The organism is Stenotrophomonas sp. WED208 (assembly GCF_040984485.1).
GTDB classification, from domain to species: domain Bacteria; phylum Pseudomonadota; class Gammaproteobacteria; order Xanthomonadales; family Xanthomonadaceae; genus Stenotrophomonas; species Stenotrophomonas riyadhensis.
Genome location: NZ_JAZARB010000001.1, coordinates 2,672,811 through 2,695,495, shown reverse-complemented (window position 1 = coordinate 2,695,495; position 22,685 = coordinate 2,672,811). Strand labels below are relative to the sequence as shown.

General features: G+C 66.6%; 17 protein-coding genes. 12 read left to right on the top strand and 5 right to left on the bottom strand.

The window, feature by feature from the left end:
* Positions 1-102 precede the first annotated feature (102 nt).
* Complete coding sequence (locus VPH47_RS12015; RefSeq protein ID WP_368850901.1) at positions 103-1,902, bottom strand: DUF885 domain-containing protein; 1,800 nt, start codon at positions 1,900-1,902, stop codon at positions 103-105.
* A gap of 191 nt (positions 1,903-2,093) precedes the next feature.
* Between VPH47_RS12015 and VPH47_RS12010 the strand changes: the two genes are divergently transcribed.
* Together VPH47_RS12010 and VPH47_RS12005 are read left to right on the top strand one after the other, a co-directional pair.
* Complete coding sequence (locus tag VPH47_RS12010; RefSeq protein ID WP_368850900.1) at positions 2,094-2,618, top strand: N-acetyltransferase family protein; 525 nt, start codon at positions 2,094-2,096, stop codon at positions 2,616-2,618.
* A gap of 141 nt (positions 2,619-2,759) precedes the next feature.
* Positions 2,760-4,529: an oleate hydratase gene (locus VPH47_RS12005; protein ID WP_368850899.1), complete on the top strand. Its 1,770-nt coding sequence runs from the start codon at positions 2,760-2,762 to the stop codon at positions 4,527-4,529.
* Positions 4,530-4,572: 43 nt separating this feature from the next.
* On the opposite strand, the gene VPH47_RS12000 is transcribed toward VPH47_RS12005, so the two are convergent.
* Complete coding sequence (locus tag VPH47_RS12000) at positions 4,573-5,844, bottom strand: hypothetical protein (protein WP_368850898.1); 1,272 nt, start codon at positions 5,842-5,844, stop codon at positions 4,573-4,575.
* A 66-nt stretch (positions 5,845-5,910) separates the two neighbouring features.
* Positions 5,911-6,912, bottom strand: coding sequence for a transcriptional regulator FtrA (gene ftrA, locus VPH47_RS11995; RefSeq protein ID WP_110712053.1), 1,002 nt, complete (start codon positions 6,910-6,912; stop codon positions 5,911-5,913).
* Positions 6,913-7,229: 317 nt separating this feature from the next.
* Here ftrA and VPH47_RS11990 point away from each other — a divergent pair, with 317 nt between their 5' ends.
* The 9 genes from VPH47_RS11990 to VPH47_RS11950 all read left to right on the top strand — a co-directional run bounded on the left by VPH47_RS11990 (position 7,230) and on the right by VPH47_RS11950 (position 17,849).
* Positions 7,230-9,806 carry a TonB-dependent receptor plug domain-containing protein gene (locus VPH47_RS11990; protein WP_368850897.1) on the top strand — a complete coding sequence of 859 codons (2,577 nt, stop codon included), beginning with the start codon at positions 7,230-7,232 and terminating at the stop codon, positions 9,804-9,806.
* A gap of 81 nt (positions 9,807-9,887) precedes the next feature.
* Positions 9,888-10,469 (top strand): FMN reductase, encoded by a 582-nt coding sequence (gene msuE, locus VPH47_RS11985; RefSeq protein WP_368850896.1) that lies wholly within the window; start codon positions 9,888-9,890, stop codon positions 10,467-10,469.
* A 157-nt stretch (positions 10,470-10,626) separates the two neighbouring features.
* Positions 10,627-10,989: a DUF3088 family protein gene (locus VPH47_RS11980; RefSeq protein ID WP_110712056.1), complete on the top strand. Its 363-nt coding sequence runs from the start codon at positions 10,627-10,629 to the stop codon at positions 10,987-10,989.
* Positions 10,990-11,003: 14 nt separating this feature from the next.
* Positions 11,004-11,981, top strand: coding sequence for an MsnO8 family LLM class oxidoreductase (locus tag VPH47_RS11975; RefSeq protein ID WP_110712057.1), 978 nt, complete (start codon positions 11,004-11,006; stop codon positions 11,979-11,981).
* A gap of 18 nt (positions 11,982-11,999) precedes the next feature.
* The gene (locus VPH47_RS11970; protein ID WP_368850895.1) at positions 12,000-13,343 is read left to right on the top strand and encodes an LLM class flavin-dependent oxidoreductase; all 1,344 of its coding nucleotides are present in this window, start codon (positions 12,000-12,002) and stop codon (positions 13,341-13,343) included.
* A 4-nt stretch (positions 13,344-13,347) separates the two neighbouring features.
* The gene (locus VPH47_RS11965; protein ID WP_368850894.1) at positions 13,348-14,568 is read left to right on the top strand and encodes a M20 aminoacylase family protein; all 1,221 of its coding nucleotides are present in this window, start codon (positions 13,348-13,350) and stop codon (positions 14,566-14,568) included.
* Positions 14,565-15,116 carry a GNAT family N-acetyltransferase gene (locus VPH47_RS11960; protein ID WP_110712060.1) on the top strand — a complete coding sequence of 184 codons (552 nt, stop codon included), beginning with the start codon at positions 14,565-14,567 and terminating at the stop codon, positions 15,114-15,116. The genes VPH47_RS11965 and VPH47_RS11960 overlap by 4 nt, the downstream gene beginning before the upstream one ends.
* On the top strand, positions 15,113-16,858 hold the full coding sequence (locus VPH47_RS11955; protein ID WP_197610833.1) for an amino acid ABC transporter permease/ATP-binding protein: 1,746 nt from the start codon (positions 15,113-15,115) through the stop codon (positions 16,856-16,858). Before VPH47_RS11960 ends, VPH47_RS11955 begins: the two co-directional genes overlap by 4 nt.
* A 16-nt stretch (positions 16,859-16,874) precedes the next feature.
* The gene (locus VPH47_RS11950) at positions 16,875-17,849 is read left to right on the top strand and encodes an ABC transporter substrate-binding protein (protein WP_368850893.1); all 975 of its coding nucleotides are present in this window, start codon (positions 16,875-16,877) and stop codon (positions 17,847-17,849) included.
* Between the two features lie 59 nt (positions 17,850-17,908).
* Here the strand turns inward: VPH47_RS11950 and VPH47_RS11945 are convergent, their stop codons facing one another.
* On the bottom strand, positions 17,909-21,028 hold the full coding sequence (locus tag VPH47_RS11945) for a discoidin domain-containing protein (protein ID WP_368850892.1): 3,120 nt from the start codon (positions 21,026-21,028) through the stop codon (positions 17,909-17,911).
* A gap of 195 nt (positions 21,029-21,223) precedes the next feature.
* Between VPH47_RS11945 and VPH47_RS11940 the strand changes: the two genes are divergently transcribed.
* Positions 21,224-21,523, top strand: a complete 300-nt coding sequence (locus tag VPH47_RS11940; RefSeq protein ID WP_368850891.1) for a hypothetical protein — start codon at positions 21,224-21,226, stop codon at positions 21,521-21,523.
* Between the two features lie 79 nt (positions 21,524-21,602).
* Here the strand turns inward: VPH47_RS11940 and VPH47_RS11935 are convergent, their stop codons facing one another.
* A complete protein-coding gene (locus VPH47_RS11935) occupies positions 21,603-22,679 on the bottom strand; it encodes an MBL fold metallo-hydrolase (protein ID WP_248860403.1) in 1,077 nt (358 codons plus the stop codon).
* Positions 22,680-22,685: the final 6 nt, after the last annotated feature.

Here is a 22,685-nt window from a genome sequence, read left to right as displayed (position 1 = left end):
CTCGCGATGGGCCGGCAGGCGCCGCCCTTGAGTGGATGATATGCAGGTAAATGCCTGCATGTCAAATCCAGCCATGGAAGAGCGGGGTTGGGCGGGGCGGGGCTAGTGTTGCCTGGGCACGAACTGCTCGCGTACTGCCTTGGCCAGCAGGTCCGGCGGCAGCAGGCCCTGGTCGATGAGGAAGTTGTTGAATGCAAGGCGGTCGAACCGGTGGCCCAGTGCGATCTCGGTTTCCATGCGCAATTCGAGGATGCGGCTGTAGCCGTAGAAGTACGCGCCAGCCTGGCCCGGTGCATTGAAGGTGTAGCGATCCAGCTCCTGCTGGATCATCGCTTCGGACAGGCCGACGTCGTCGCGCAGAATGCGTGCTGCGGCGGCACGGTCGATCTGGCCCAGGTTGATCATCGGATCGAGCATGGCCCGCGCTGCGCGCATCAGGCGGAACTGCAGGGCGATGAATTGGCCGTCGAGCGGTTCGTACGGGACCATTTCTGCTTCGGTGTACAGCGCCCATCCTTCGATGTTGACGGAGTTGAACGCGAACAGCGTGCGCGCCAGCGAGACCCCACGCTCGATCATCGCGGTGAACTGCAGTTCGTGACCCGGCCGTCCCTCGTGGGCGGACATGGTCCAGCGCGCCGCATCGAAATTGAAGTCGTCGTAGTGCAGGGTGTTGCCGTCGGCAGTGGCCAGTGCAACGGGCAGGACGAACTGACCCTGCTGCCCGGTGTTGTCGACCAGCGGCGCCGGCAGCAGATGCGGGGCCTGCACCACGGCCGATTCCGCGGGGGTGCCAAGGCGGACGATCATCGGCCGGGCCGGCAGGTTGACGATACGCTGGGTGCGGATGATGGGCTCGATCGCCTCGATGGCCTGCTGATAGCGCGCGACCAGCTGCTCGTTGGGGATGGCATTCCTCTTCAGGGCGCGGACCACTGCGACGTGATCGTGCGGATCGGTGACCTGCAATCCATGTTCCTTGACCACACTGGGTGCCAGCTGCTGCATGGCCGCGCGTGTTTCCATGAACTCTACCTGCGCGCGCTGCACCAGCAGCTGCGGATCGATGTCGATGCCGATCTGCCGGAGCTGGTTGGCATACAGCGCTGGCGGCAGCCGGGTATCCACGCGTGCATCGGGCAGCACTGTCGTACGCACCCATTGGCCGTAGTCCTTCAACTGCGCTTCCATCAACGCCAGGCTGGCCTCGGCACCAGGCTGCGGGTAACGGGTGAACAGGGCCCGGATGCCGGTGATGTAGGTGTTGATGTTGCCCAGGGCCTGTTCGACCTCTGCCTTGGAGGGCCGAAGCAGGCGGTGATCAGTCGCGCTTTCGGTGTAGCGGACCTTGGCCAGTTCGGTGAACGGCTGCGATGTGCCGTCCTGCCCCACGTACCGCTGCAGGCGTTGTGCCGCGAATGCGCGGCGCTCGGGCGTGGCCTGATCGGAGAGCAGGGTGCGGAGACCGTTGAACATGATCTGCGGCGCATCGCGCCACGGCAATGACAGCTGCTCCTTGAGCTGGCTGCTGGCGATGGCCTCGTCGGCGGCGCGGATCATGATGTCCAGGTCCTGACGGACGTTCGGGTCCTGTTCGTTGGCCCGCTGTGCCTTCAGCTGGTCGCGGGCCTTCGCGCTGGCGGCGCGGAAGCGCGCGGGGAAGCCCGGTTGCAGGTCGGTGATGAGGCGGTCGTAGCCGGGGATGCCCATGAACGACATGTCCTCGGGGCCGAACGGCGCCTGCGCATCCAGCAGGATCTGTGCGTACTGGTTGCTGCGGGCGACCCAGGCAGCCGATGACGTGGGGCCTGGATGCACCTCGGCCGCTCGGAGTGGCGTGGCGGCGAGCGTCCACGATGCCGAGAGGGTGAGCGCGATCACGAAAGGCAGGCGGCGGTTCATGGGGCATCCTTGGCGGGTGATTCGCCGCAGATTCGGTGGCGGCCTCTGGGGTGAACAGCGCTGGAAGTCACGTGGACTTCCGACTGCTTCAGTCCGGTACAGGTGGCTGCGGCGGGCGCTGAACCGATCGAACTGACCGACGATCACGGCTATCCTCCACTGAGGTTCATGGCATGACAGGCGTGGAACGTATGACGGGAACAGGAAAGGAGATCATGAACATCCGCCGCGCCAGCGTGGCCGATGCCCCTGCGGTGCTGGCGCTCTTCGACGAAGTCATCGAATGGTTCGTGTCGATCGGCAACATGCAGCAGTGGGGCAGCGAGCCGTGGTCCACAGTGCCGCGCCGGATCACCCAGGTGACCGATGCGTGCGCGCTTCCGGGTGCATGGGTGGCGCAGAACGAGCACGGCGTGGTGCGCGCATTCCTGGCGCTGGGCGAGTCGATGCCCTATGTGCCTGCGCCCACCGGCCCGGAACTGTATGTGCGGGTACTGGTGGCATCGCGTGACGTGCGCGTGCGTGGCATCGGCCGCCGCCTGATGGCCTTTGCGGATGAGCAGGCGCGCGCTGCCGGGCTCGACCATCTGCGCGTGGACTGTTACGGCGGTGGCAACGGTGATCTGGTGCGCTTCTATGAGTCCTGCGGCTATACGCGCATCGCGCCGTTCAACGTGGACGGCTGGCCGGGCATGCTGCTGGGGCGACAGCTCTGACGCGACTGCGTCACTCCGTCGCAGCCTGCGTGCAGGAAACGGTACATCGGTTCGGCGCTAGAGTAGGGGCATGACCTGCATCGGATGGCTGTGTCATTCCGCTGCGGGTTCCTGATGACCCCCTCCAGGAAGGAGCAACGCATGTACTACAGCAGTGGCAACTACGAAGCCTTTGCGCGCCCGCGCAAGCCCGCCGGTGTCGATGACAAGCGCGCATGGTTCGTCGGTTCGGGCCTGGCCTCGCTGGCTGGCGCCGCGTTCCTGGTGCGCGACGGGCGCATGGCCGGTGAGCGCATCACCATTCTCGAGCAGCAGCAGATTGCCGGCGGCGCGCTGGATGGCTTGAAGGTGCCGGAGAAGGGCTTCGTGATCCGCGGTGGCCGCGAGATGGAAGACCATTTCGAGTGCCTGTGGGACCTGTTCCGCTCGATTCCGTCGCTGGAGATTGAAGATGCCAGTGTGCTGGACGAGTTCTACTGGTTGAACAAGGATGATCCGAACTATTCGCTGCAGCGGGCCACGATAAATCGCGGCGAAGATGCACACACCGACGGCCTGTTCACCCTGACCGAGCAGGCGCAGAAGGACATCATCGCGCTGTTCCTGGCCACCCGGCAGGAGATGGAGAACAAGCGCATCGACGAGGTGCTGGGCCGTGATTTCCTGGACAGTAACTTCTGGCTGTACTGGCGCACCATGTTCGCGTTCGAGGAGTGGCATTCGGCGCTGGAGATGAAGCTGTACCTGCATCGCTTCATCCACCACATCGGCGGCCTGCCGGATTTTTCGGCGCTGAAGTTCACCAAGTACAACCAGTACGAATCGCTGGTGCTGCCGCTGGTGAAGTGGTTGCAGGACCAGGGCGTGGTGTTCCAGTACGGCACCGAGGTGACCGACGTCGACTTCGATCTGGCGGCCGGGCGCAAGCAGGCCACGCGCATCCACTGGACGCGTGACGGTGTAGCCGGTGGCGTGGATCTGAGCGCGGATGACCTTGTGTTCATAACGATCGGTTCGTTGACCGAGAACTCGGACAACGGCGATCACCACACGGCTGCGCGATTGAACGAGGGGCCGGCGCCTGCCTGGGACCTGTGGCGACGCATTGCCGCCAGGGATCCTGCGTTCGGTCGCCCGGATGTGTTCGGTGCGCACATTCCGCAGACCAAGTGGGAGTCGGCGACGGTGACCACGCTGGATGCACGCATCCCGGCCTACATCCAGAAGATCGCCAAGCGTGACCCGTTCAGTGGCAAGGTGGTGACTGGCGGCATCGTCAGCGTGCGCGATTCGCGCTGGCTGATGAGCTGGACCGTGAACCGCCAACCGCATTTCAAGAACCAGCCCAAGGACCAGATCGTGGTCTGGGTGTACTCGCTGTTCGTCGATACGCCTGGCGACTACGTGAAGAAGCCGATGCAGGATTGCACCGGCCAGGAGATCACCCGCGAGTGGCTGTATCACCTGGGCGTGCCGGTGGAGGAGATCGACGAACTGGCTGCCACGGGCGCAAAGACGGTGCCGGTGATGATGCCGTACATCACCGCGTTCTTCATGCCGCGTCAGGCCGGTGACCGCCCGGAGGTGGTGCCGGAGGGTGCGGTGAACTTCGCCTTCATCGGGCAGTTTGCCGAATCGAAGCAGCGCGACTGCATCTTCACCACCGAGTATTCGGTGCGCACACCGATGGAAGCGGTGTACACCCTGCTGGGCATCGAGCGCGGCGTGCCGGAGGTGTTCAATTCCACCTATGACGTGCGCTCGTTGCTGGCGGCGACCGGCCGCCTGCGCGATGGCAAGGAACTGGATGTTCCCGGCCCGGCGTTCCTGCGCAACCTGCTGATGAACAAGCTGGACAAGACCCAGATCGGTGGCTTGCTGCGCGAGTTCAAGCTGGTGCAGGAGGACTGAGCGGGCGTCGGCGTGGAGGGGAGCGTCCTGGCAACACCGCGGATCAGTCGGCCAGCACGGTACCCGCACCTTCGCGATAGGTCGCCCTGGCGCTGCCACACACCGCGTAGGTGGCAGCGTTGGCTGGCAGGCCAGTGGCCTTGATGCCGCGCTGCGAATCGCCGTCAAATACCTCCGCGTAGCGCTCTGCGGCCAGCGCATCATCGGGCAGCATGTACAGCAGGACGCGCTGCAACGTGGATTGTCCCTGCAGGGGCTGCGGCTGCCGGAATGCCGGCACCTGCACGCGCGCGCTGTGCCACCGCGTCGGCGCGTCTGCAGTCTGCCAGCGCACCTGCAGGGGCAGGTTGAGTGGCAACAGCGCGGCGCTGACAGGGTAGCCGTAGGCCGTGCAATCCTGGGGCGCTTCCGGGATGTTCGCGATCGCCCGGTCGCCGATGTCCAGTGTGAGGCCGTTGATTTCCATCCGCAGGATGGGCGCACTGCCGTAGTTGTGGATCTTGAACAGCACCAGGCCTTCGAAGCGGCTGCGCTCCAGATCATCGGTGGTGAAGCCACTGAGGCGTGCAAGTGCGGGCGCGACCTCTACGTGATCGCTGTAGTGGTAGTAGATATGCACGAGCTCGGGTGTACCCGCGCGTCGCCAGGCCGCGTTGAATGGTGCAAGGTCGGGATACGGCCGACGGACCAGTGGCACATCGGTGACGGCGCGATCTCCGGACGGAGTGGCGTAGCGGTAGTGGTCGACGGAGCGCTTCAGGCCCGCATCTTCATACGGGAACCCCCTGTCTGCATCGGACTGTGCGTTGGGGTAGCGGTGGAAGGCCAGGAAGCGCTCGGGGGTGTCGCCCTGCATGGGCAGATCCGGGCCAGCGCCGGAGCCGGTGGATGCATGCGGCGAGGTGTCCAGCCACAGGGGGTGCCCGCTGAGGTTGACGTGCAGCTCGGCGATGGATGCACGTGAGCCGCCGGCCAGGCTGTCCACACTGCCTTGCAGGGCGTGCCACAGTGGGATGATGAGCATGGAGGCGGCGGTTGGCACGAACATCAGCACGTGTATGCGGCTCGGCACCTGCCCGCGCTGGCGCACCATGTAGCGCAGCCAGGCCAGCAGGAGCACCAGCAGCAACGGGACGCCGACCCAGATCGCGATGGTGGCCAGCGCCACGACGCCCCAACCCAGGCTGGGGGTAGCGACGGCAATCAACGAGAGCGTGGCGATCAGCGCAGCCAACACCAGCGATACGCCGATTCCAACGCGGTAGGTCCTGTAGGGGCTGTCGGTCATCACCGTTCCGTCGGCAGTGCGGGGCATGCCCCTATCTTGCAGCGCAGGTGCCTGCGTGGAAAGGCCGGGAGCGGGGGACAGGGGGGGCGGGAGTCAGCAGCCGATCAGGCGGTCCGCACCGATGCCGCTGCGGTGCTGGCTGCGGTACTCGGTGGGGCTGGCATCGACCTGGCCACGGAAGTGGCGGCGGAACGATTCCTGCGAACCAAAGCCCACCTGCTCGGCGATCCATTGCAGCGGCCGGTCGGTGGTTTCCAGCAGCTCACGGGCGAGGGCTACGCGCTCGCGGATCAGCCAGTCGATCGGTGACAGGCCCGTCGCTTCCAGGAACTGCCGCTGCAGGGTGCGCTGGCTGAGTGCGGCCTGCTCGGCGAGGCTGCCTAGCGAATGCGGCTCGCGCAGGTTGCGGCGCATCCATTCCATCAGTTTTGCCAGGCGCGAGGGTTCGCCATGGGGAATGGCCCGGCTGACACGCTGGCTGCGCCCGGCATCACGCCACGGCGCCAGCACCAGCCGCTCGGCCACCAGGTTGGCCACGCGGGCACCGTAATCCTTGCGCACCATGTGCAGCATCATGTCCATGCCGGTGGCCGAGCCGGCCGAAGTGATGATGCTGCCGGTGTCCACATACAGCACATCCTCGCGCACGTCGATGCGTGGGAACTGGCGTGCCAGCGCTTCGGTGAGGCGCCAGTGCGTGGTGGCCTGGCGGCCATCGAGCAGCCCGGCCCAGGCCAGCACGAACGCACCGGAGCAGATCGAGGCGATGCGTGCGCCGCGTGCGTGGGCGCGGATCAGTGCATCGAGCAGGATCTGCGGTGGACGCTCGCTGGGTTCGCGCCAACCGGGGATGACGATGATGTCGGCGTCATCGACGCTGCCAAGATCGTAGGGCAGTTGCACCTGGGTGTTGCCGAGCATGCGCAGCGCACCGGGCTCGCCGGCGCATAGCTGGGTGCGGTACCAGGCCACGCCCAGTTCAGGCCGTATCGGTGCGAACAGGCCGACCGCACAGCCGAACTCGAACAGCCCCTGGCCATGGCAGGCAACGATGGCGACGAGCGGCGCGGCGGGATCGGCGGGTGGGCTGGGCATGGCCTGATGCTACGGGTGGAGGTGTGCGGCGCAGAGTGGTGCGCGGGCATGAGGTGATGCCGGGCGGGCATATGGAGGCCGGGGTCGGATCCCTTCCGCAGGAAGGGCTCTGACCCCGTGGAGGGATGCGTGCCTGGGGTCAGAGCCCTTTCCTTTGGAAAGGGATCCGACCCCGTGTGTTCAGGCCGCCTAACGTCATTACCAGCGGTCATGTGGGTGGCCGGATGTTACGGCTGGGTGACGCGATCCCGCCTGTCGCGGTGGGTGAACAGGCCCTTGAATGGAAGCGTGTTTCCGGCCCACTCCCACGAGCCCCCATGCCTGCCGCCTACGCCCCAGTCCTGAGCACTCTTGCCGTCCTGATCGCGGTCGCCCTCGCCGCATCGCCCAGCCATGCGGCGGAAGCCGATGCAGATCCTGCCACCACTGCAGCTACCGCCAATGTGGCGGCCTCCACGCTGGATGCGGTGGTGGTCACCGGTTCACGCACCAGCACGCGCACGGTGAAGAACAGCTCCACGCCGATCGATGTGATTTCCGCCGAAGACCTTGCCGCCACCGGCCAGGGCAACCTGCTCGAAGCGCTGCAGCGCAGCCTGCCGTCGCTGAGCCAGATCGGCGGCTACCAGAGCGACCAGGAAAGCCTCATCCGCGGCTACCAGCTGCGCAACCTGTCGCCGGGCTACACACTGGTACTGGTCAACGGCAAGCGCCGCAATGCCAGTGCCTATGTGAGCGGTGCCAATGGGGGCGGCTTCCCCGGCCATGCGTGGGCGGACCTCGCGTTGATTCCGGTCTCGGCCATCGACCATGTGGAAGTGCTGCGTGATGGTGCCTCCGCCATCTACGGCTCGGACGCGATCACCGGCGTGGTCAACGTGATTCTGAAATCGCAGGCGCACGGTGGTGATGTGTCGGTGGAGAGCGGGCAGAGCATCGATGGTGATGGCTCGCGTACCAGCGTGCGCGCAAACGTGGGCCTGCCGTGGGGCGAGGATGGCTTCGTCAACCTGTCCGGCGAAACCACCCGCCAGCACCATGCAATCCGCACCCGCCGCTATATCGACGGCTACCTGAGCTATCCGGCCGTGGATGGCAGCGGCGATCTGGTGGCGCTGCGGCCGAACAATCGATTGCCAGCGGGTGCTGCGCCGAACCCGGCCGAGGCCAACCGCAATGCTGAGGCCAATACCATCCTCAGCTCGCCGTCGTATGCGTTGAAGGCCTTCGCGGTGAACGTGGGCCATGGCCTGGGTGAGAGGGCGCAGTTCTACGCCAACGCCACGGCCAGTGACCGCACCGCGCAGGCGATCCAGAATTTCCGCCTGCCGGCGACGATCTTCACCACCTACAAGGCCCCCGGCGTGCTGAGCGTGTTTCCCGACGGCTTCCTGCCGGTGCTGGAAACCAAAGAGAAGCAGTACACCGGCACCGCCGGCGTGAAAGGCCAGATCGCGGGTTGGGACTACGACGCCAGCCTGACCGGCAACCGCAGCACGGTGCGCACCTATACCCGCAACTCGGTGAACTACTCGCTGCCGTATCCCGGTTCGCCCACCGACTTCTATGACGGCAAGCTGGACTACCAGCAGGGCATCGCCAACCTCGACCTGCGCCGTGGCTTCGAGGTGGCGGCGTTTGCTTCGCCGCTGGAGGTGAGCGCGGGCGCCGAGTATCAGCACGAACAGTACGAGCGCGGGGCAGGGCAGTGGGAGTCGTACACCGGCTTCGGCGCTGCAGCCTTCGTCGGCTATTCCACCGCCGACGCGGTGAAGGCGACCCGCAACAGCAAGGCGGTGTACGTGGGTGCGGCCACCAATATCACCTCACGCTGGTACCTGGATGCTGCCGCGCGCTGGGAAGACCATTCCGATTTCGGCAGTGTCTCCACCGGCCGTCTGACCACGCGCTTCGACTTCACCGACGCGCTGGGTGTGCGTGCCACGGTCAGCAACGGCTTCCATGCGCCCAGCCTGGGCGCGCAGTACTACCAGGCCACCGGCAGCTGCCCGTGCGGGACCACGCTGGTGGCGCAGGTGTCTTCGCCGGCGGCGATTGCGTTGGGTGCCACGCCGCTGAAGCCGGAAAAGGCCACCAACTACAGCCTGGGCCTGACCTGGGACCCGAGCCCGGCCTTCCACCTGGCAGTGGATGCCTATCAGATCGACATCCGCGGCCAGCTGGGGCAGTCCAGCCAGATCGGCTACAACGCGCAGGATCCGGCGCGCGTCACCGACAACAGCGGCACGGTGCTGAGTGCGGCGCAGAAGAACACGATCGATGCACTGCTGGGTTCGGCCGGCATCAGCATCCTGCCGGGTGATGCGTTCTACGCCAGCTACTTCACCAACGTGGGCAATACCCGGACACGCGGTGTCGAGCTGACCCTGGAAGCGAACCAGGAAACGGCGTGGGGCAAGCTGCGCTGGAGCTACGCGGCCAACGTCGGCCGTACCACCATCCAGAAAGTCAGCGACATTCCGGCGGCACTGCAGGGTCTGCCGAACATCAACCTGCTGACCAAGAGCAGCGAGTACGCGCTGCGCTTCCGCACGCCCAGCTACACCCAGGTGGCGGGACTGGGCTGGCAGAACGGGCGCTGGCGCTCGAATCTGGACTTCACCTACTACGGCCCGATCAAGCGCCTGAACAACGGCGTGGAGTACAGGCAGCCGCCGGTGCTGGTGACCAACCTGTCCGGTGGCGTGGAGCTGGGTGCGGGCTGGAGCGCGGCGCTGGGCATCAACAACGTGTTCGACAAGCGCACGCGCAAGGTGCCGGAGTACGCGCGCAGTGCCACCGATGTGGCGAGCATCGAGACCACCTGGGACAGCGGCGATGTGCTGAGCAATATGGGTGCGTATTGGTTTGGCCGGGTCAGTTACCGGTTCTGATCTGGAGCAGTCGAGCATGGCTCGACTCTACAAAAGACCAAAGGCGGCCGGACGTAGTTCGGCATCATCGAGGAGCAGTTCATGTCTTCTGCATTGAAGGTGGTTGCATTGGTGGGGTCACCGACCAGCTCGGCGACGTCGCGCACGTTGTTGCTGGCGCGGCATCTGCTGGTGTCGCTGCAGCAGCGGGTGCACGCCAGCGTGGACCTGGTGGAGCTGGCGCCGATCGCGCGCGCGCTGGGTCAGTCGCTGTCGCGCGGCGAGGCGGAGCCGGCGGTGGAACAGGCACTGCAGACCATCGAGGCCGCCGAGCTGCTGGTGGTGGCAGCGCCGGTCTATCGCGGCTCGTATCCCGGGTTGTTCAAGCACCTGGTCGACTTCATCGGGCTGGAGGCGCTGGTGGATGTGCCGGTGCTGCTGGCAGCGACCGGCGGCAGCGAGCGCCATGCGCTGGTAATCGATCACCAGCTGCGGCCGTTGTTCAGTTTCCTGCAGGCGCACACGCTGCCGATCGGGGTGTATGCCACGCCCGCCGACTTCGAAGGCGAGCACATCAGCAGTGCGGCCTTGCAGGCGCGCATCGAGCTGGCGACCGAGCGTGCGGCCGGGCACTTGGCCACGCAGGCGCTGGCGGTAGCGGCGCCGCTGCGGCGTATTGCCTGACGCCATAACCGGCGGCGCTTTGCTTATGGCCACGCCGCATCTGCGTGGCCGGATCTGACCGCCGATTGTCGCCAGCCGTCGCTGCTGCAGCTGCTGGCATCTCTAGCATCGATATCGAAGCGGCATCGCATTGCCGGCCCCGATGAGGACGACCCCTGTGACTTTCGACGCAGCAAGCAAACCCATCCTGTTCCTGCTCGACCGTGAGTTCGAGGACGGCCAGATTCCCGGCCAGCGCTTCTTCTGCCGGCACAGCCTGTTGCTGGAGGGCGCGTTGTCGAGCATCGATGGCCTGGACGCGCAGCTGGACGTGCGCCGCATCGGCTTCGCACGACCGCGCCGTGAGGTAATCGCCGAGATCGGTGAGCAGGACCAGTCACTACCCAAGCTGGTGCTGCCGCAGGGCGTGCGCAGCGAACTGGCCAGTGGCGCGCACCAGGACCGCCAGTACGTCTCCGGTGCCGAGCCGATCCTGGCCGCGTTGAACGGCTTGCTCGGCATTCCCGTGGCCCACCCCTGAGCGAGGACGTGACCATGAGCTATCAGATCAGCGTGCTGGACAAGAGCCCGGTGGCCGAAGGTGCCTCGCCAGAGCAGGCGCTGCGCAACAGCCTGCAGCTGGCGCAGCGCGCCGAGCAGCTGGGCTACCACCGCTACTGGTTTGCCGAGCACCACGCTGCGCCGACGCTGGCCAGCCCTGCACCGGAAGTGCTGGCTGCGTGGGTGCTGGCGCAGACCCGGCGCATCCGCATCGGCAGTGGCGGGGTGATGCTGCGCCACTACGCACCGTACAAGGTGGCGGAGAACTTCAACCTGCTGTCGGCGCTGGCGCCAGGGCGCGTCGATCTGGGCGTGGGCAAGGCCCCCGGTGGCCTGCCGGCCTCGACCGCGGCGCTGGCAGCCGGGCGTCCGGCGTTCGCCGACTTCGACCAGCAACTGCGCGACCTGGAAGGTTATCTGTCCGGCGCCGAAACCGAGGCACAGGCTCGGCCGGTTCCGCAGCAGGCACCGGAGCGCTTCCTGCTCGGGGCCAGCCCGCAGAGCGCGCAGCAGGCGGCCGAGCTCGGCTGGCGCTTCGTCTACGCCGCGCACTTCGATGGTGACCCGAAGCATATCGAGGCCGCGTTCGATGCCTACCGCAGCGTTTCAACGCAGCCGCCGCTGCTGGCCACGGTGGCGTTCGCCGCACCAACTGCCGAAGCCGCAGCGCGTCATATCGGCGCGCTGCGCGTCTACAAGCTGCACCTCGGCCCCGGCCAGACGGTGAATCTGCCCAGTCCCGAGGCGGCTGCCGAGTACGCGCGCCAGGTGGGCGTGGCTGACTTCCGCATCGAGGAGACACGCCCGAGCGTGTTGTCCGGTGATGCGCAGCACGTGCGTGACGAACTGGATGCGCTGCACCGGCGCTTCGGCGTGGGCGAGTTCATCCTCGATGCGCCGGTGGCCGACCTCGACGCACGCCTGACATCCCTTGAACTGCTGTCGCCCGCGCCGCGCGCGGCGGTGGCCTGACCTGCAGGAGCGATTCCCATGAGCACGACCCCGCGCCACATTCCGTTCGGCATCATGCTGCAGGGCCCTGGCAGCCACATGCATGCCTGGAAGCATCCCTCCAACCCGGCCGATGCCAGCGTCAACCTGCAGTTCTACATCGACATCGCGCGCACCGCCGAGGACAACGGCATCGCCTTCGGCTTCGTGGCCGACGGCCTGTACATCAACGAGAAGTCGATCCCGCACTTCCTCAACCGCTTCGAGCCGATCTCGCTGCTGTCGGCGCTGGCCACGGCAACGAAGAAGATCGGCCTGGCGGGCACGCTGTCGACCTCGTACAGCGACCCGTTCACCGTCGCCCGCCAGTTCGCCTCGCTGGATCTGCTCAGCGGCGGCCGTGCTGGCTGGAACGTGGTGACCTCGCCACTGGAGGGGTCGGGTCGCAACTACGGCCGGCCACACCCGGAGCACGCGCTGCGCTACCAGATCGCCGACGAATATCTGGAGGTGGTGCAGGGACTGTGGGATTCCTGGGATGACGTTGCCTTTGTGCGCGAGCGCGACAGCGGCACGTTCTTCGCACCGGAGAAGTTCCGGCGGCTCGACCACAAGGGCCGCTTCTTCCAGGTGGAAGGGCCGCTCAACATCCAGCGTTCGCCGCAGGGTCAGCCGGTGATCTTCCAGGCCGGTTCGTCCGACGATGGCATCGCGCTGGCCGGCAAGTACGCCGATGCGGTGTTCACCCATTCGCCATCGCTGGAGGAGACCCGCGCGTTCACCCAGAAGGTGAAGAACTCGGCGATCGCCCACGGCCGCAGCGGCAATGACGTGAAGATCTTCCCGGGCATCGGCCCGATCGTCGGCCGCACCGCCGAGGAGGCTGAGGCCAAGTACCAGGCGATCGCCGCGCTGGCCACGTTGGAGGATGCGCTGGCCTATCTCGGCCGCTTCTTCGACCACCATGATTTCAGCCAGTACGACCCGGACGCGCCCTTCCCGGAGCTGGGCGGAATCGGCAGCAACTCGTTCCGTTCCACCACCGACCGCATCAAGCAGGACGCACGCGAGAAGGGCCTGAGCCTGCGCCAGGTGGCACTGGAAGCGGTGAGCCCGCGACCGAATTTCATCGGCACGCCGGAGCATGTGGCCGACGAGTTGATCCGCTGGTTCGATGCCGGTGCCAGCGACGGCTTCATCCTCGGTTTCGCGGCACAGCGCGAAGGCCTGGACGATTTCGTGACCCAGGTGCTGCCGATCCTGCAGGCGCGCGGCTACCACCAGCGTGAGCTGGAAGGGCAGACTCTGCGCGCGCATCTGGGCCTGCCGTACAAGGCCAGCCGCCACTCGACCGACGCCGAGCCGGCGCGGAAGGCAGGGTAAGGCGATGAGCGGAGAAAGCGCGACAGCACCGGGCCATGCCCAGCGGAATTCCCAGACGACGGGCATATTGCCCGACATCGCGGCACGCGCAGAGGCGGCCATCGCGATCCGCCATGACCTGCACCGGCACCCGGAGCTGGCCTTCGAGGAACACCGCACCAGCGCACGCGTGGCCGAGCTGTTGCAGCAGTGGGGCTACGAGGTGACCACCGGCCTCGGCGGCACCGGCGTGGTCGGCACGCTGCAGCGCGGGCAGGGCAGCCGTCGCCTCGGCCTGCGCGCCGACATCGATGCACTGCCGATCCACGAGGATTCCGGATTGGCGTACGCCAGCCAGACCGAGGGGTTGATGCATGCCTGCGGCCACGATGGGCACACCGCCATCCTCCTGTCTGCGGCGCACTACCTCGCCCATCACGGTCGCATCGACGGCACCCTGCAGCTGGTGTTCCAGCCCGCTGAGGAAACCGGTTCGGGCGCTTCGAAGATGATCGCCGATGGCCTGTTCGAGCGCTTCCCGGTGGATGCGATCTATGGCCTGCACAACTGGCCGGGCGTGCCAGTGGGACACTTCGGTTTCGTCGATGGTCCGGCGATGGCGTCGGTGGACTGGGCGCGGCTGAAAGTGATCGGCAAGGGCGGCCACGGTGCCGAGCCGCAGGGCAGCGTCGACGCGATCCTGGCGGCAGCGCACATCGTCACCGCGCTGCAGAGCGTGGTGTCGCGGAATGTCGATCCGCGGCAGATGGGCGTGGTCACCGTCGGTTCGATCCACGGCGGGCAGGCCGCCAATGTGATCCCGGACGTCGTCGAGCTGAAGCTGACCGTGCGCGCCTACCTGCCGGAAGTGCGCGACACGCTGCGCCGCCGGGTCACCGAGATTGCCGAGCAGACTGCTGCCGCGTTCGGTGCGCGCGCCGAGATCGCGTTTCCGCGCGGCTTCCCCAGCGTCATCAACCATCCTCAGCAGACTGCCTATATCCGCGACGTAGCCGTACAGGGCTTCGGCAGTGAACAGGTGGTACCGGAGTTCGCGCCACGCACGGCCAGCGAAGACTTCGCCTTCCTGCTGCAGGCACGGCCGGGCAGTTTCGTGTTCGTCGGCAACGGCGACAGCGCACCGCTGCACAGCCCGCGCTATGTGTTCAACGACGACGCCATCGCACCCGCCGCCAGCCTGTGGGCGCGGCTGGCCGAAGACTATCTGGTGAAGGACGTGGCATGAGCAGCAACGAACGCTTCCTCTACACCTCGGTGGACGATCCACTGGCCCGTCCACTGTTCGATGGACTGGAACAAGAGTACGACAGCCGCTACGCCGATGTGCGCCGCCGTATCGGTGGCAGCGCCCGCGAGGAGCTGCAGCGCTACCCGGCGCAGGCATTCGCGGCGCCGGTAGGGGCGTTCGTGCTGCTGCTGCGCGATGGTGTGGCGATCTCCGGCGGTGCGTTCATGCCGCACCGCGATCCGGATACCGCCGAGTTCAAGCGCATCTGGACATTGCCAGGGCTGCGCCGCCAGGGCATCGCGCGGCGCGTGCTGCAGGAGCTGGAAGACCAGGCAGCGCGGCAAGGATACCGGCGGGTGTTCCTGACCACCGGCTTCCGCCAACCTGAAGCCGTCGGCCTGTACCTCAGCCACGGCTACACCGCGCTGTTCGATCTGCAGGCCGACCCGGAAACCATCGCGCATCTACCGTTCGAAAAACACCTGCGGGCCTCCGCGCCCGTCATCGCGCCTGCGCAAGCCCAGCTGCATGGAGCCCACGCATGAGCACGCCTTCGACCGCGCTGGATGGACTTGCCGCACGCCCGGCGCCAGCTCCGGCGTTGAAGATCGTGCCGGCCCGGCATCCGCTGCAGGTGGTCGGAACCCTCCTGGCGCTGGCTTTGATCCTGATCGGGCTGCAATCAGTGCTGGGCAATCCGCGCTGGGGCTGGGGCACGTTCGCCGAGTGGTTCTTCGCACGCCCGGTGCTGGAAGGCCTGGGTCGTACGCTGCTGCTGACCGCACTCGGTACCGGCCTCGGTTTCGCGCTGGGTACCCTGCTGGCGTTGGCCCGCGTCTCCGGCTCGCCACTGCTGTCGGCGGTGTCGTGGGGCTATGTGTGGCTGTTCCGTTCGATCCCGCTGTTGGTGTTGTTGCTGCTGCTGAACAACCTGGGCTACCTGTACAGCACCATCGAGCTGGGGGTGCCGTTCACCGGCATCAGCCTGTTCTCGTACCCGACCACGCAGCTGATCGGCGTGTTCACCGCCGCAGTGCTGGGCCTGACCCTGAATCAGGCCGCGTTCTCGGCGGAAGTGATCCGTGGCGGCATTCTCTCGGTCGACCATGGCCAGTACGAAGCCGCAGCGGCGCTTGGCCTGCCACGTGGCCGCCAGGTGCGCCGCATCATCCTGCCGCAGGCGATGCGCTCGATCCTGCCGGCCGCGTTCAACGATGTGATCGGCCTAGCCAAGAGCACGTCGGTGGTCTACGTGCTGGCGCTGCCGGAGCTGTTCTACACCGTGCAGGTGATCTACCGGCGCAACCTGGAAGTGGTGCCGTTGCTGATGGTGGCCACGGTCTGGTACCTGGTGATCCTGACCGTGCTTTCGCTGCTGCAACGGCGCGTGGAGCAGCGGTTCGCGCGCGGCCAACTGCAGCGCGAGCGCTCGGTATCGCGTGTCTCGTCGCCAACGCGCGCCACAGGTGATGCCGCACCGCGCGTAGTCAATCGCCCGCGCATCGCCGCGCAGGTTGAAGCGGGCGAGGGGGCATCGGTGTCGCTGCATGGCGTAGGCAAGGTGTTCGGCGACCAGCCGGTGCTGGAAGACGTGAACCTGGACCTTCGCGCTGGCAGCGTGACGGTGCTGATCGGCCCGTCCGGCGCCGGCAAGTCCACGCTGCTGCGGCTGATCAACCATCTGGAACGTGCCGACAGTGGCTTTGTGACCGTCGGCGGCCAGCTGATCGGCTACCGCCGCGACGGCGACACCCTGTACGAGCTGCCCGAGCGTGAGATCCGCCGCCGTCGTGCGGAAGTGGGCATGGTGTTCCAGGGCTTCAACCTGTTCCCGCACCTGACCGCGCTGGAGAACATCATCGAGGCGCCGATCGCGGTGCGCGGCGTGCCGCGTGCGCAGGCCGAACAGCAGGCGCGCACGCTGCTGGAACGGGTCGGCCTGGCCGACAAGGCCGATGCTTTCCCGCGCCAGCTGTCCGGCGGCCAGCAGCAGCGCATTGCCATTGCCCGCGCACTGGCCCTGCAACCGAAGGTGCTGCTGTTCGATGAACCGACCTCGGCGCTGGACCCGGAGCTGGTGGCCGAAGTGCTCAGCGTGATCGAGGAGCTGGCCCGTTCCGGCACCACGCTGGTGATCGTCACCCATGAGCTGAGCTTCGCTCGTCGCGTGGCCGACCACGTGGTGATGATGGACCAGGGCCGGGTGATCGAGCAGGGTACGCCTGAAGCCCTGTTCGAGCGTCCACGCCAGCAACGCACCGCCGATTTCCTGGCCAAGACCCTGTGACCCCGGAAGGAACACCATGAGCCCTGCAGCACCGCGTCGCCCCTCGCGCAGCACCCTGTTGATCGTGGGCGTGCTGGTCATCGGCATCGTCGGCATCGTCTACTCGCGCGTGCAGCAGGCACCGGACGCGAGCACCGTGGCCGCAACCAGCCTGGCGGGTGCGAACACCGCCATCCTGAAGGGCACGCTCGATCCGAAGGCGCAGGCGTTGATCCCGGCCGACTATCGCTTTGTCACGCCCGGTACGTTCACCGTGGCCACCCATCCGGGGCAGCTGCCGCTGGCCGACTACGGCGCCGACAGCAAGGACGTCGTCGGCATCGAGCCGGACATCGCGCGGCTGATTGCCGATGGATTGGGCCTGAAGCTGGTGATCGTGCCGGTGGCGTGGGCGGACTGGCCGTTGGGGTTGGAATCAGGCAAGTACGATGCCGTGCTGTCGAACGTGACGGTTACCGAGGAGCGCAAGAAGAAGTTCGATTTCTCCAGCTACCGTTACGATCTGCTGGGCATCTATACGCGCACTGATGGGCCGATCCAGAAGATCGAAAAGCCGGCCGACGTTGCCGGGCTGAAGGTGGTGGTCGGTGCCAGCACCAACCAGGACCAGATCCTGCGGCAGTGGGACCAGCAGAACATCGCCGCTGGCTTGAAGCCGGTGGAGTACCAGTACTTCGATGACGCCGTGGTTGGGCGGCTGGCAGTGATTACCGGCCGCGCCGATGTCTCGTTCGAGCCCAACGCCACCGGCGCCTATTCGGCGCGCGATGGCAAGGTGCGGCGTGTGGGCCTGTTCCCGGGCGGCTGGCCGAACGCCGCGGCGATCTCGGTGACCACGCGCAAGGGCAGCGGCCTGGCTGATGCGGTGACCCAGGCGCTGAACACCCAGATCGGCAGCGGCACCTATGCGCAGGCATTGGCGCGCTGGAACGTGACCGAGGAAGCGGTGCCGCAGTCGCAGACCAACCCGCCGGGGTTGCCGACGCTGTGACGCCGAGCATGGCCCGGCGCTAACGCCGCTTTTGTAGAGCCGAGCCATGCTCGGCTGCTCTACCAACGCGCCTCTAGCGTTCTGAACGGTTTCGCCACGCGCACGCACTCAGCATCGAAATCGGAAACGCTGCGTCCATCCACACGCACCGTCTTCGGCATCGTGCGCGCCGGCCACCAGACCTTCACCGCCGTCCCGCTGCGCAACCCGTCGCCCAGGGTGACGTTCAGTGTGCCGTCGCGCTGCAGCGCCTGCATCTGCAACGTGCCATACGCGGTCGGCAGACGCTCCACCGCCAAGCCATCGCCCGCCACCCACGAAGGCGGTGTGCCCGGTAGCAATGACAGCGCATCATCGTCTTCGCGCATCAGCATACCGAACAGGGTGCGGCCGTACTCGGCACCGATCCAGGTATGCGGCATGTCGCCGAGATAGCGTGGAAAACGCATTCGAGAGTGCACGACCTCGGCCAGCACCTGCCACTCGCGCGGGCGTCGATCACGCAGCAGGCCCTGCAGCAGCTCATCGGCCACCTGCGGCTGGCCCAGGTGCACATAGCTCAGCACGTTGCGGATCTCGTACGGCGTGTAGGCATACAGCGCACCGGGCTGGCTGCGCTTGCGCACGTCGTCCAGGTAGCGGTCGAAGGTCGTCCGCAGTGCCACGGCCGGCAGCACGCTCTGCGCACCGGTGGGGTCCAATGCAATCGAAACGCCGGTGGGATCACCATCGCCCAGATCCGCCGAGGACGGGATGAAGTCGATGCCCTTCCACGCCATCGTGGCGCGGATCGAGGCATGCAGTGCGTCGTACAGCGCCTTGTACTGCTCACGCGCCCAGCGCGCGGTCTCATGATCGCCCAGCGATTCGGCCAGCCATGCACCGTCGTGCCAGCCCTTCAGGCCCCAGTAGTCATCCCAGTAGCTGTGGGTGGGCGACGGATAGCCTTCATGGCTGATCGACGGCGCAAGAATGCCCGCGAAGCGTTCCGGGGCATGCTGGTCAGCCTTGTAACCGGGCACCAGCGTGCGCTCGCGCAGTTCCTGCAGGAAACGCAGTGCTGCTTTCACTTTCGGCAGGTAGTCACGCACCGACTCGGGCCCGCCATCGAGGCGGGCGACATCGGCCACCAGTGCCACGTACTGGCCCTGGCTGTCGTACTCGATGTCCGAGCCGAAGCCGGTGTTGACGCTGCCATCGTCGTTGAGGATCGGCGAAACCAGTCCGTTGGCATGCACACCGTGCGCGCTGTACCAGGCCAGGTAATCACGCGCGACGCGGGCTTCGCCCATGCGCAGCAGCACCGCCGAGGTGGCCATGCCATCGCGGATGAAGGAGCGGTTGTAGTTGCGCGGACCAGGCTGCATGGCCGGGCCGGTCTGGTTGATCAGCATGTAGGCGGCCTGCGCGCGCAGCATGTCCACCAGTGAGGGGTCGGGCAGGCGCAGGCCGACCTGGCCGAGCCGGGCCTGCCAATCTGCGGACGCCTGCGTAGCCAGCGTCTCGAACGCCGCATTGGCATCACGGGGCAGCGTGGCCAGGTCAAGCGCAGGCGCTTCGGGCAGCACGCCATTGGCATCGGCAGCGGCGGTGCCGAGTGGGAACGCGACCACGATGGCATCGCGGGCTCCCGGCGCCAGCGACACGCGGTAGTTGAGCGCGGCGGCGGCAAGACCCTGGTCATCACGAGCCTGCTGCGAGGAAGGCAGTTCGCCGGCAGCGATGTCCGCGGTGATCTCCGATGCGCCTTCCTTCCCGAACGGCGCCACGCCGGACGAAGCCACCGGCGTGAGCGACTGCAGCAGCGTGCGCCCATTGATGCGCAGGGCCTTTCCATCGATGGCCACCTCGCGGATCGGCGACAGTCCGCCGTTCTGCCACGGCGGATTCATCTGCATGGGGCGCGCGACCAGACTGAGCGTGCCGTCGATCCGGGTGCTGCCGGTGTTGTGCAGTCGATGGCGGAGGAAGGTCACCGGCTGGCCATCGCGCTCGATGGCGAACACCTCACTGCGCAGCTCCAGCCCAGGCTGCGGCGACCAGGTGGCCGAAGGCATAGGCTTCCAGCCATCGCGCAGGGCGTGCTGTACGGGCTGCCCGGCGGCGCCGGCGGTTTGGCCGTCGGCATTGCGCCAGATCGGCTGCACCAGCGGCGCGCCCTTGAAGGCTTCCAGATTGCCGTATTCGTCGAAGATGGATTTCTGCCGCCCTGCGTGCACGCCGACGGCGGTCCAGTAGGTCTGCTGCATCTGCAGCGACGCCGGAAACAACGCACGCTGCGCGCCGCTGGCGGCGATCTGGTAGCGCTTCATCGGCGTCATCATCGCTTTCGGGCCGAGCAGGCGCAGGCGCGCGATCTGCGGGGCAGCGCCGTCCACGGCCAGACGGAATGCACGTAGAGGTTGTGCCGTGTCAGCAGCCAGCCAACTCTGCCGATGGCTGGCCGCCTGTGCATCGTGTGCGAGGTCCTGCCAGCGGCCCTGTGCGTCCTGCGCCTGCAAGCGGGCGGCGCCGCGCCCGCCATCGGCCCAGTCGACCGCGAGACCGGCCGTGGACTGGGCGCGAGGCAGCATGATCTCGAGCATATGGGATCCACCTTTTCCGGCTGGAACCGCGACGGTGCCACCGCCTTGCCAGAGCGCCGCCGCCTGCGTTGCATCGACACCGCTGATGCGTGCGCTGAGCGTGCTGTCCAGCGGCTCCATCTCGAAGATCGACACGCCCCAATCGGAGGTGCGCTGTGGGCTGGCCAACCGCAGGTAGCGCGCCTGGCGTGGCGCGAAGTACAGCGTTTCCACGTCGCCCAGCGAATCGGCCATGGTGTACGCGGTCTGCCACTGCGTGCCGTCCAGCGAGGTCTGCAGTGAATATCCCTCTGGATTGGAGACATCCCAGGTAAGCCGTGCGCCCGCCAGCATCGTCGGTGCGCCCAGATCGATCTGGAACCAGTGGCCCGGACTGAAGGCACCGCCGGTGACGGTCTTGGGGTCGCCGTCGATCAGGTGGCTGATCGCCATCGCCGGTACCTGCTGCGAGGAGGCGCTGGCCTGCCATTGGCTGCGTGGTGGCAGCGTCTGTGCCTGCGCGGAGGATGCCAGGACGGCGAGCATCAGAGTGGCGGCAGGTCGCCATGGGACAGGTGGGCGGGAGACCTTGGAGCGTTCGGTGCGCAACGTCATTACGGACAGCCTCGCAGGTTCGGCCGGATTCGGGCGAGCGCTACGCTAGCAAGGGATGTAATCGGTTACATGACGCACTGCAGCGCCGCCGGGCGCTGGCGCTGCCATCGCGGGAGCGCTGACGGATGTGGCTCTGGACGGCTGCCGGCTTGCCCCTATGCTGATTGGCAACGACCACCGATCTGAAATGGATTGATGATGGAGTTCAGTTTCACGCTGATGTACCGAGTGCCTGATACCGGAAAAGATCTCAGTGCATTTGAGCGAGCTCTTGCAGAGGTGGGGTGCGACGATGCGCTGCTGGGCAGTGGTTCGCCGGGTGTGTTGGCGTTGCGATTCCAGCGAGAAGGCACAGCCGCAGACGATGTCGCGCGTGCCGCATGCGTGCAGGTTCAGAGTGCGCTACCGGAAGCCGAATTGATAACCGTGCATGTCGATGTCAGCAATGCTGCCGGCGTCTCCAATTGCGGTGCCTCCAAAGCTGAGCTTGTTTGACGTCCACGGCGCACTTCTCAGAAGCAGCCGAGCATGGCTCGGCTCTACATGGTTTCCGGCAGGTCACACGCACCCGCTTTTACAGCTCCACCGTCTCCCACCAGCGCGTGCCCGCCTGCGGCGCCTGCATGTCCAGCGCCTCGCCCATCATCGGCGTGGCCACCGGCACGTTCTTTGCGGCGGCCAGTGCGGTGATGCGCTCGAAGGGCTGCTGCCATGCGTGCAGCGCCAGATCGAAGGTGCCGTTGTGGATCGGCAGCAGCCACTTGCCGCGCAGGTCCAGGTGCGCCTGCAGGGTCTGCTCGGGCTGCATGTGCACGAACGCCCAACGCGGATCATAGGCACCGGTTTCGATCATGGTCAGGTCGAACGGGCCGTACTTCTCACCGATGACCTTGAAGCCGTCGAAGTAGCCAGTGTCGCCGCTGAAGAAGATGCGGAAGTCATCGTCCTGGATCACCCACGACGCCCACAGGCTGCGATCGCTGTCGCCCAGACCGCGGCCGGAGAAATGCTGGCCCGGGGTGGCGGTCAGGCGCAGGCCGCTGGCTTCGGTGGATTGCCACCAATCCAGCTGTTCCACCTTGCTGGCGTCCACGCCCCAGGCGATCAGCTGGTCGCCCACGCCGAGCGGGGCAATGAAGCGTGCGGTCTTGCCGGCCAGCTGCATTACCGCGGCATGGTCCAGATGGTCGTAGTGGTTGTGCGAGAGGATCACGCCGGCGATCGGCGGCAGGTCGTCGATGCTGATCGGTGGCGCATGGAAGCGGGCCGGGCCCATCCACTGCACCGGCGAGGCGCGCTCGGAGAACACCGGGTCGGTCAGCCAGTACTGGCCACGCAGCTTCAGCAGGATGGTGGAGTGCCCCAGCCGGAACAGGCTGCGGTCCGGCGCGGCGTCCAGGGTGGCGCGGTCCAGCGGCAGCACCGGAATGGGGTGCGCCGGGACGGTACCCTTGGGCTTGTTGAACAGGAACGTCCACCAGATCTCTGCGCCGTCGCGCAGGCCCATCGCAGGACGCGGCAAGGCATTGCGGAACTTGCCGTCGCGGTACTGCGGCGAATCGGGGAAGTCGGGGAGGGACCAGGACTTGCAGAAGGTGTAGGCGGTCACGGCGAGGATTCCAAGCAGGAGGACAAGGAGCAGGCGCTTCATGGGTGA

What these genes read in the sequence shown, in the direction of transcription:
- VPH47_RS12015 (WP_368850901.1), bottom strand. Translation starts at nt 1,902, where the DNA reads ATGAACCGCCGCCTGCCTTTCGTGATCGCGCTCACCCTCTCGGCATCG.
- VPH47_RS12010 (WP_368850900.1), top strand. Translation starts at nt 2,094, where the DNA reads ATGACGGGAACAGGAAAGGAGATCATGAACATCCGCCGCGCCAGCGTG.
- VPH47_RS12005 (WP_368850899.1), top strand. Translation starts at nt 2,760, where the DNA reads ATGTACTACAGCAGTGGCAACTACGAAGCCTTTGCGCGCCCGCGCAAG.
- VPH47_RS12000 (WP_368850898.1), bottom strand. Translation starts at nt 5,844, where the DNA reads ATGCCCCGCACTGCCGACGGAACGGTGATGACCGACAGCCCCTACAGG.
- ftrA (WP_110712053.1), bottom strand. Translation starts at nt 6,912, where the DNA reads ATGCCCAGCCCACCCGCCGATCCCGCCGCGCCGCTCGTCGCCATCGTT.
- VPH47_RS11990 (WP_368850897.1), top strand. Translation starts at nt 7,230, where the DNA reads ATGCCTGCCGCCTACGCCCCAGTCCTGAGCACTCTTGCCGTCCTGATC.
- msuE (WP_368850896.1), top strand. Translation starts at nt 9,888, where the DNA reads ATGTCTTCTGCATTGAAGGTGGTTGCATTGGTGGGGTCACCGACCAGC.
- VPH47_RS11975 (WP_110712057.1), top strand. Translation starts at nt 11,004, where the DNA reads ATGAGCTATCAGATCAGCGTGCTGGACAAGAGCCCGGTGGCCGAAGGT.
- VPH47_RS11970 (WP_368850895.1), top strand. Translation starts at nt 12,000, where the DNA reads ATGAGCACGACCCCGCGCCACATTCCGTTCGGCATCATGCTGCAGGGC.
- VPH47_RS11965 (WP_368850894.1), top strand. Translation starts at nt 13,348, where the DNA reads ATGAGCGGAGAAAGCGCGACAGCACCGGGCCATGCCCAGCGGAATTCC.
- VPH47_RS11960 (WP_110712060.1), top strand. Translation starts at nt 14,565, where the DNA reads ATGAGCAGCAACGAACGCTTCCTCTACACCTCGGTGGACGATCCACTG.
- VPH47_RS11955 (WP_197610833.1), top strand. Translation starts at nt 15,113, where the DNA reads ATGAGCACGCCTTCGACCGCGCTGGATGGACTTGCCGCACGCCCGGCG.
- VPH47_RS11950 (WP_368850893.1), top strand. Translation starts at nt 16,875, where the DNA reads ATGAGCCCTGCAGCACCGCGTCGCCCCTCGCGCAGCACCCTGTTGATC.
- VPH47_RS11945 (WP_368850892.1), bottom strand. Translation starts at nt 21,028, where the DNA reads ATGACGTTGCGCACCGAACGCTCCAAGGTCTCCCGCCCACCTGTCCCA.
- VPH47_RS11940 (WP_368850891.1), top strand. Translation starts at nt 21,224, where the DNA reads ATGATGGAGTTCAGTTTCACGCTGATGTACCGAGTGCCTGATACCGGA.
- VPH47_RS11935 (WP_248860403.1), bottom strand. Translation starts at nt 22,679, where the DNA reads ATGAAGCGCCTGCTCCTTGTCCTCCTGCTTGGAATCCTCGCCGTGACC.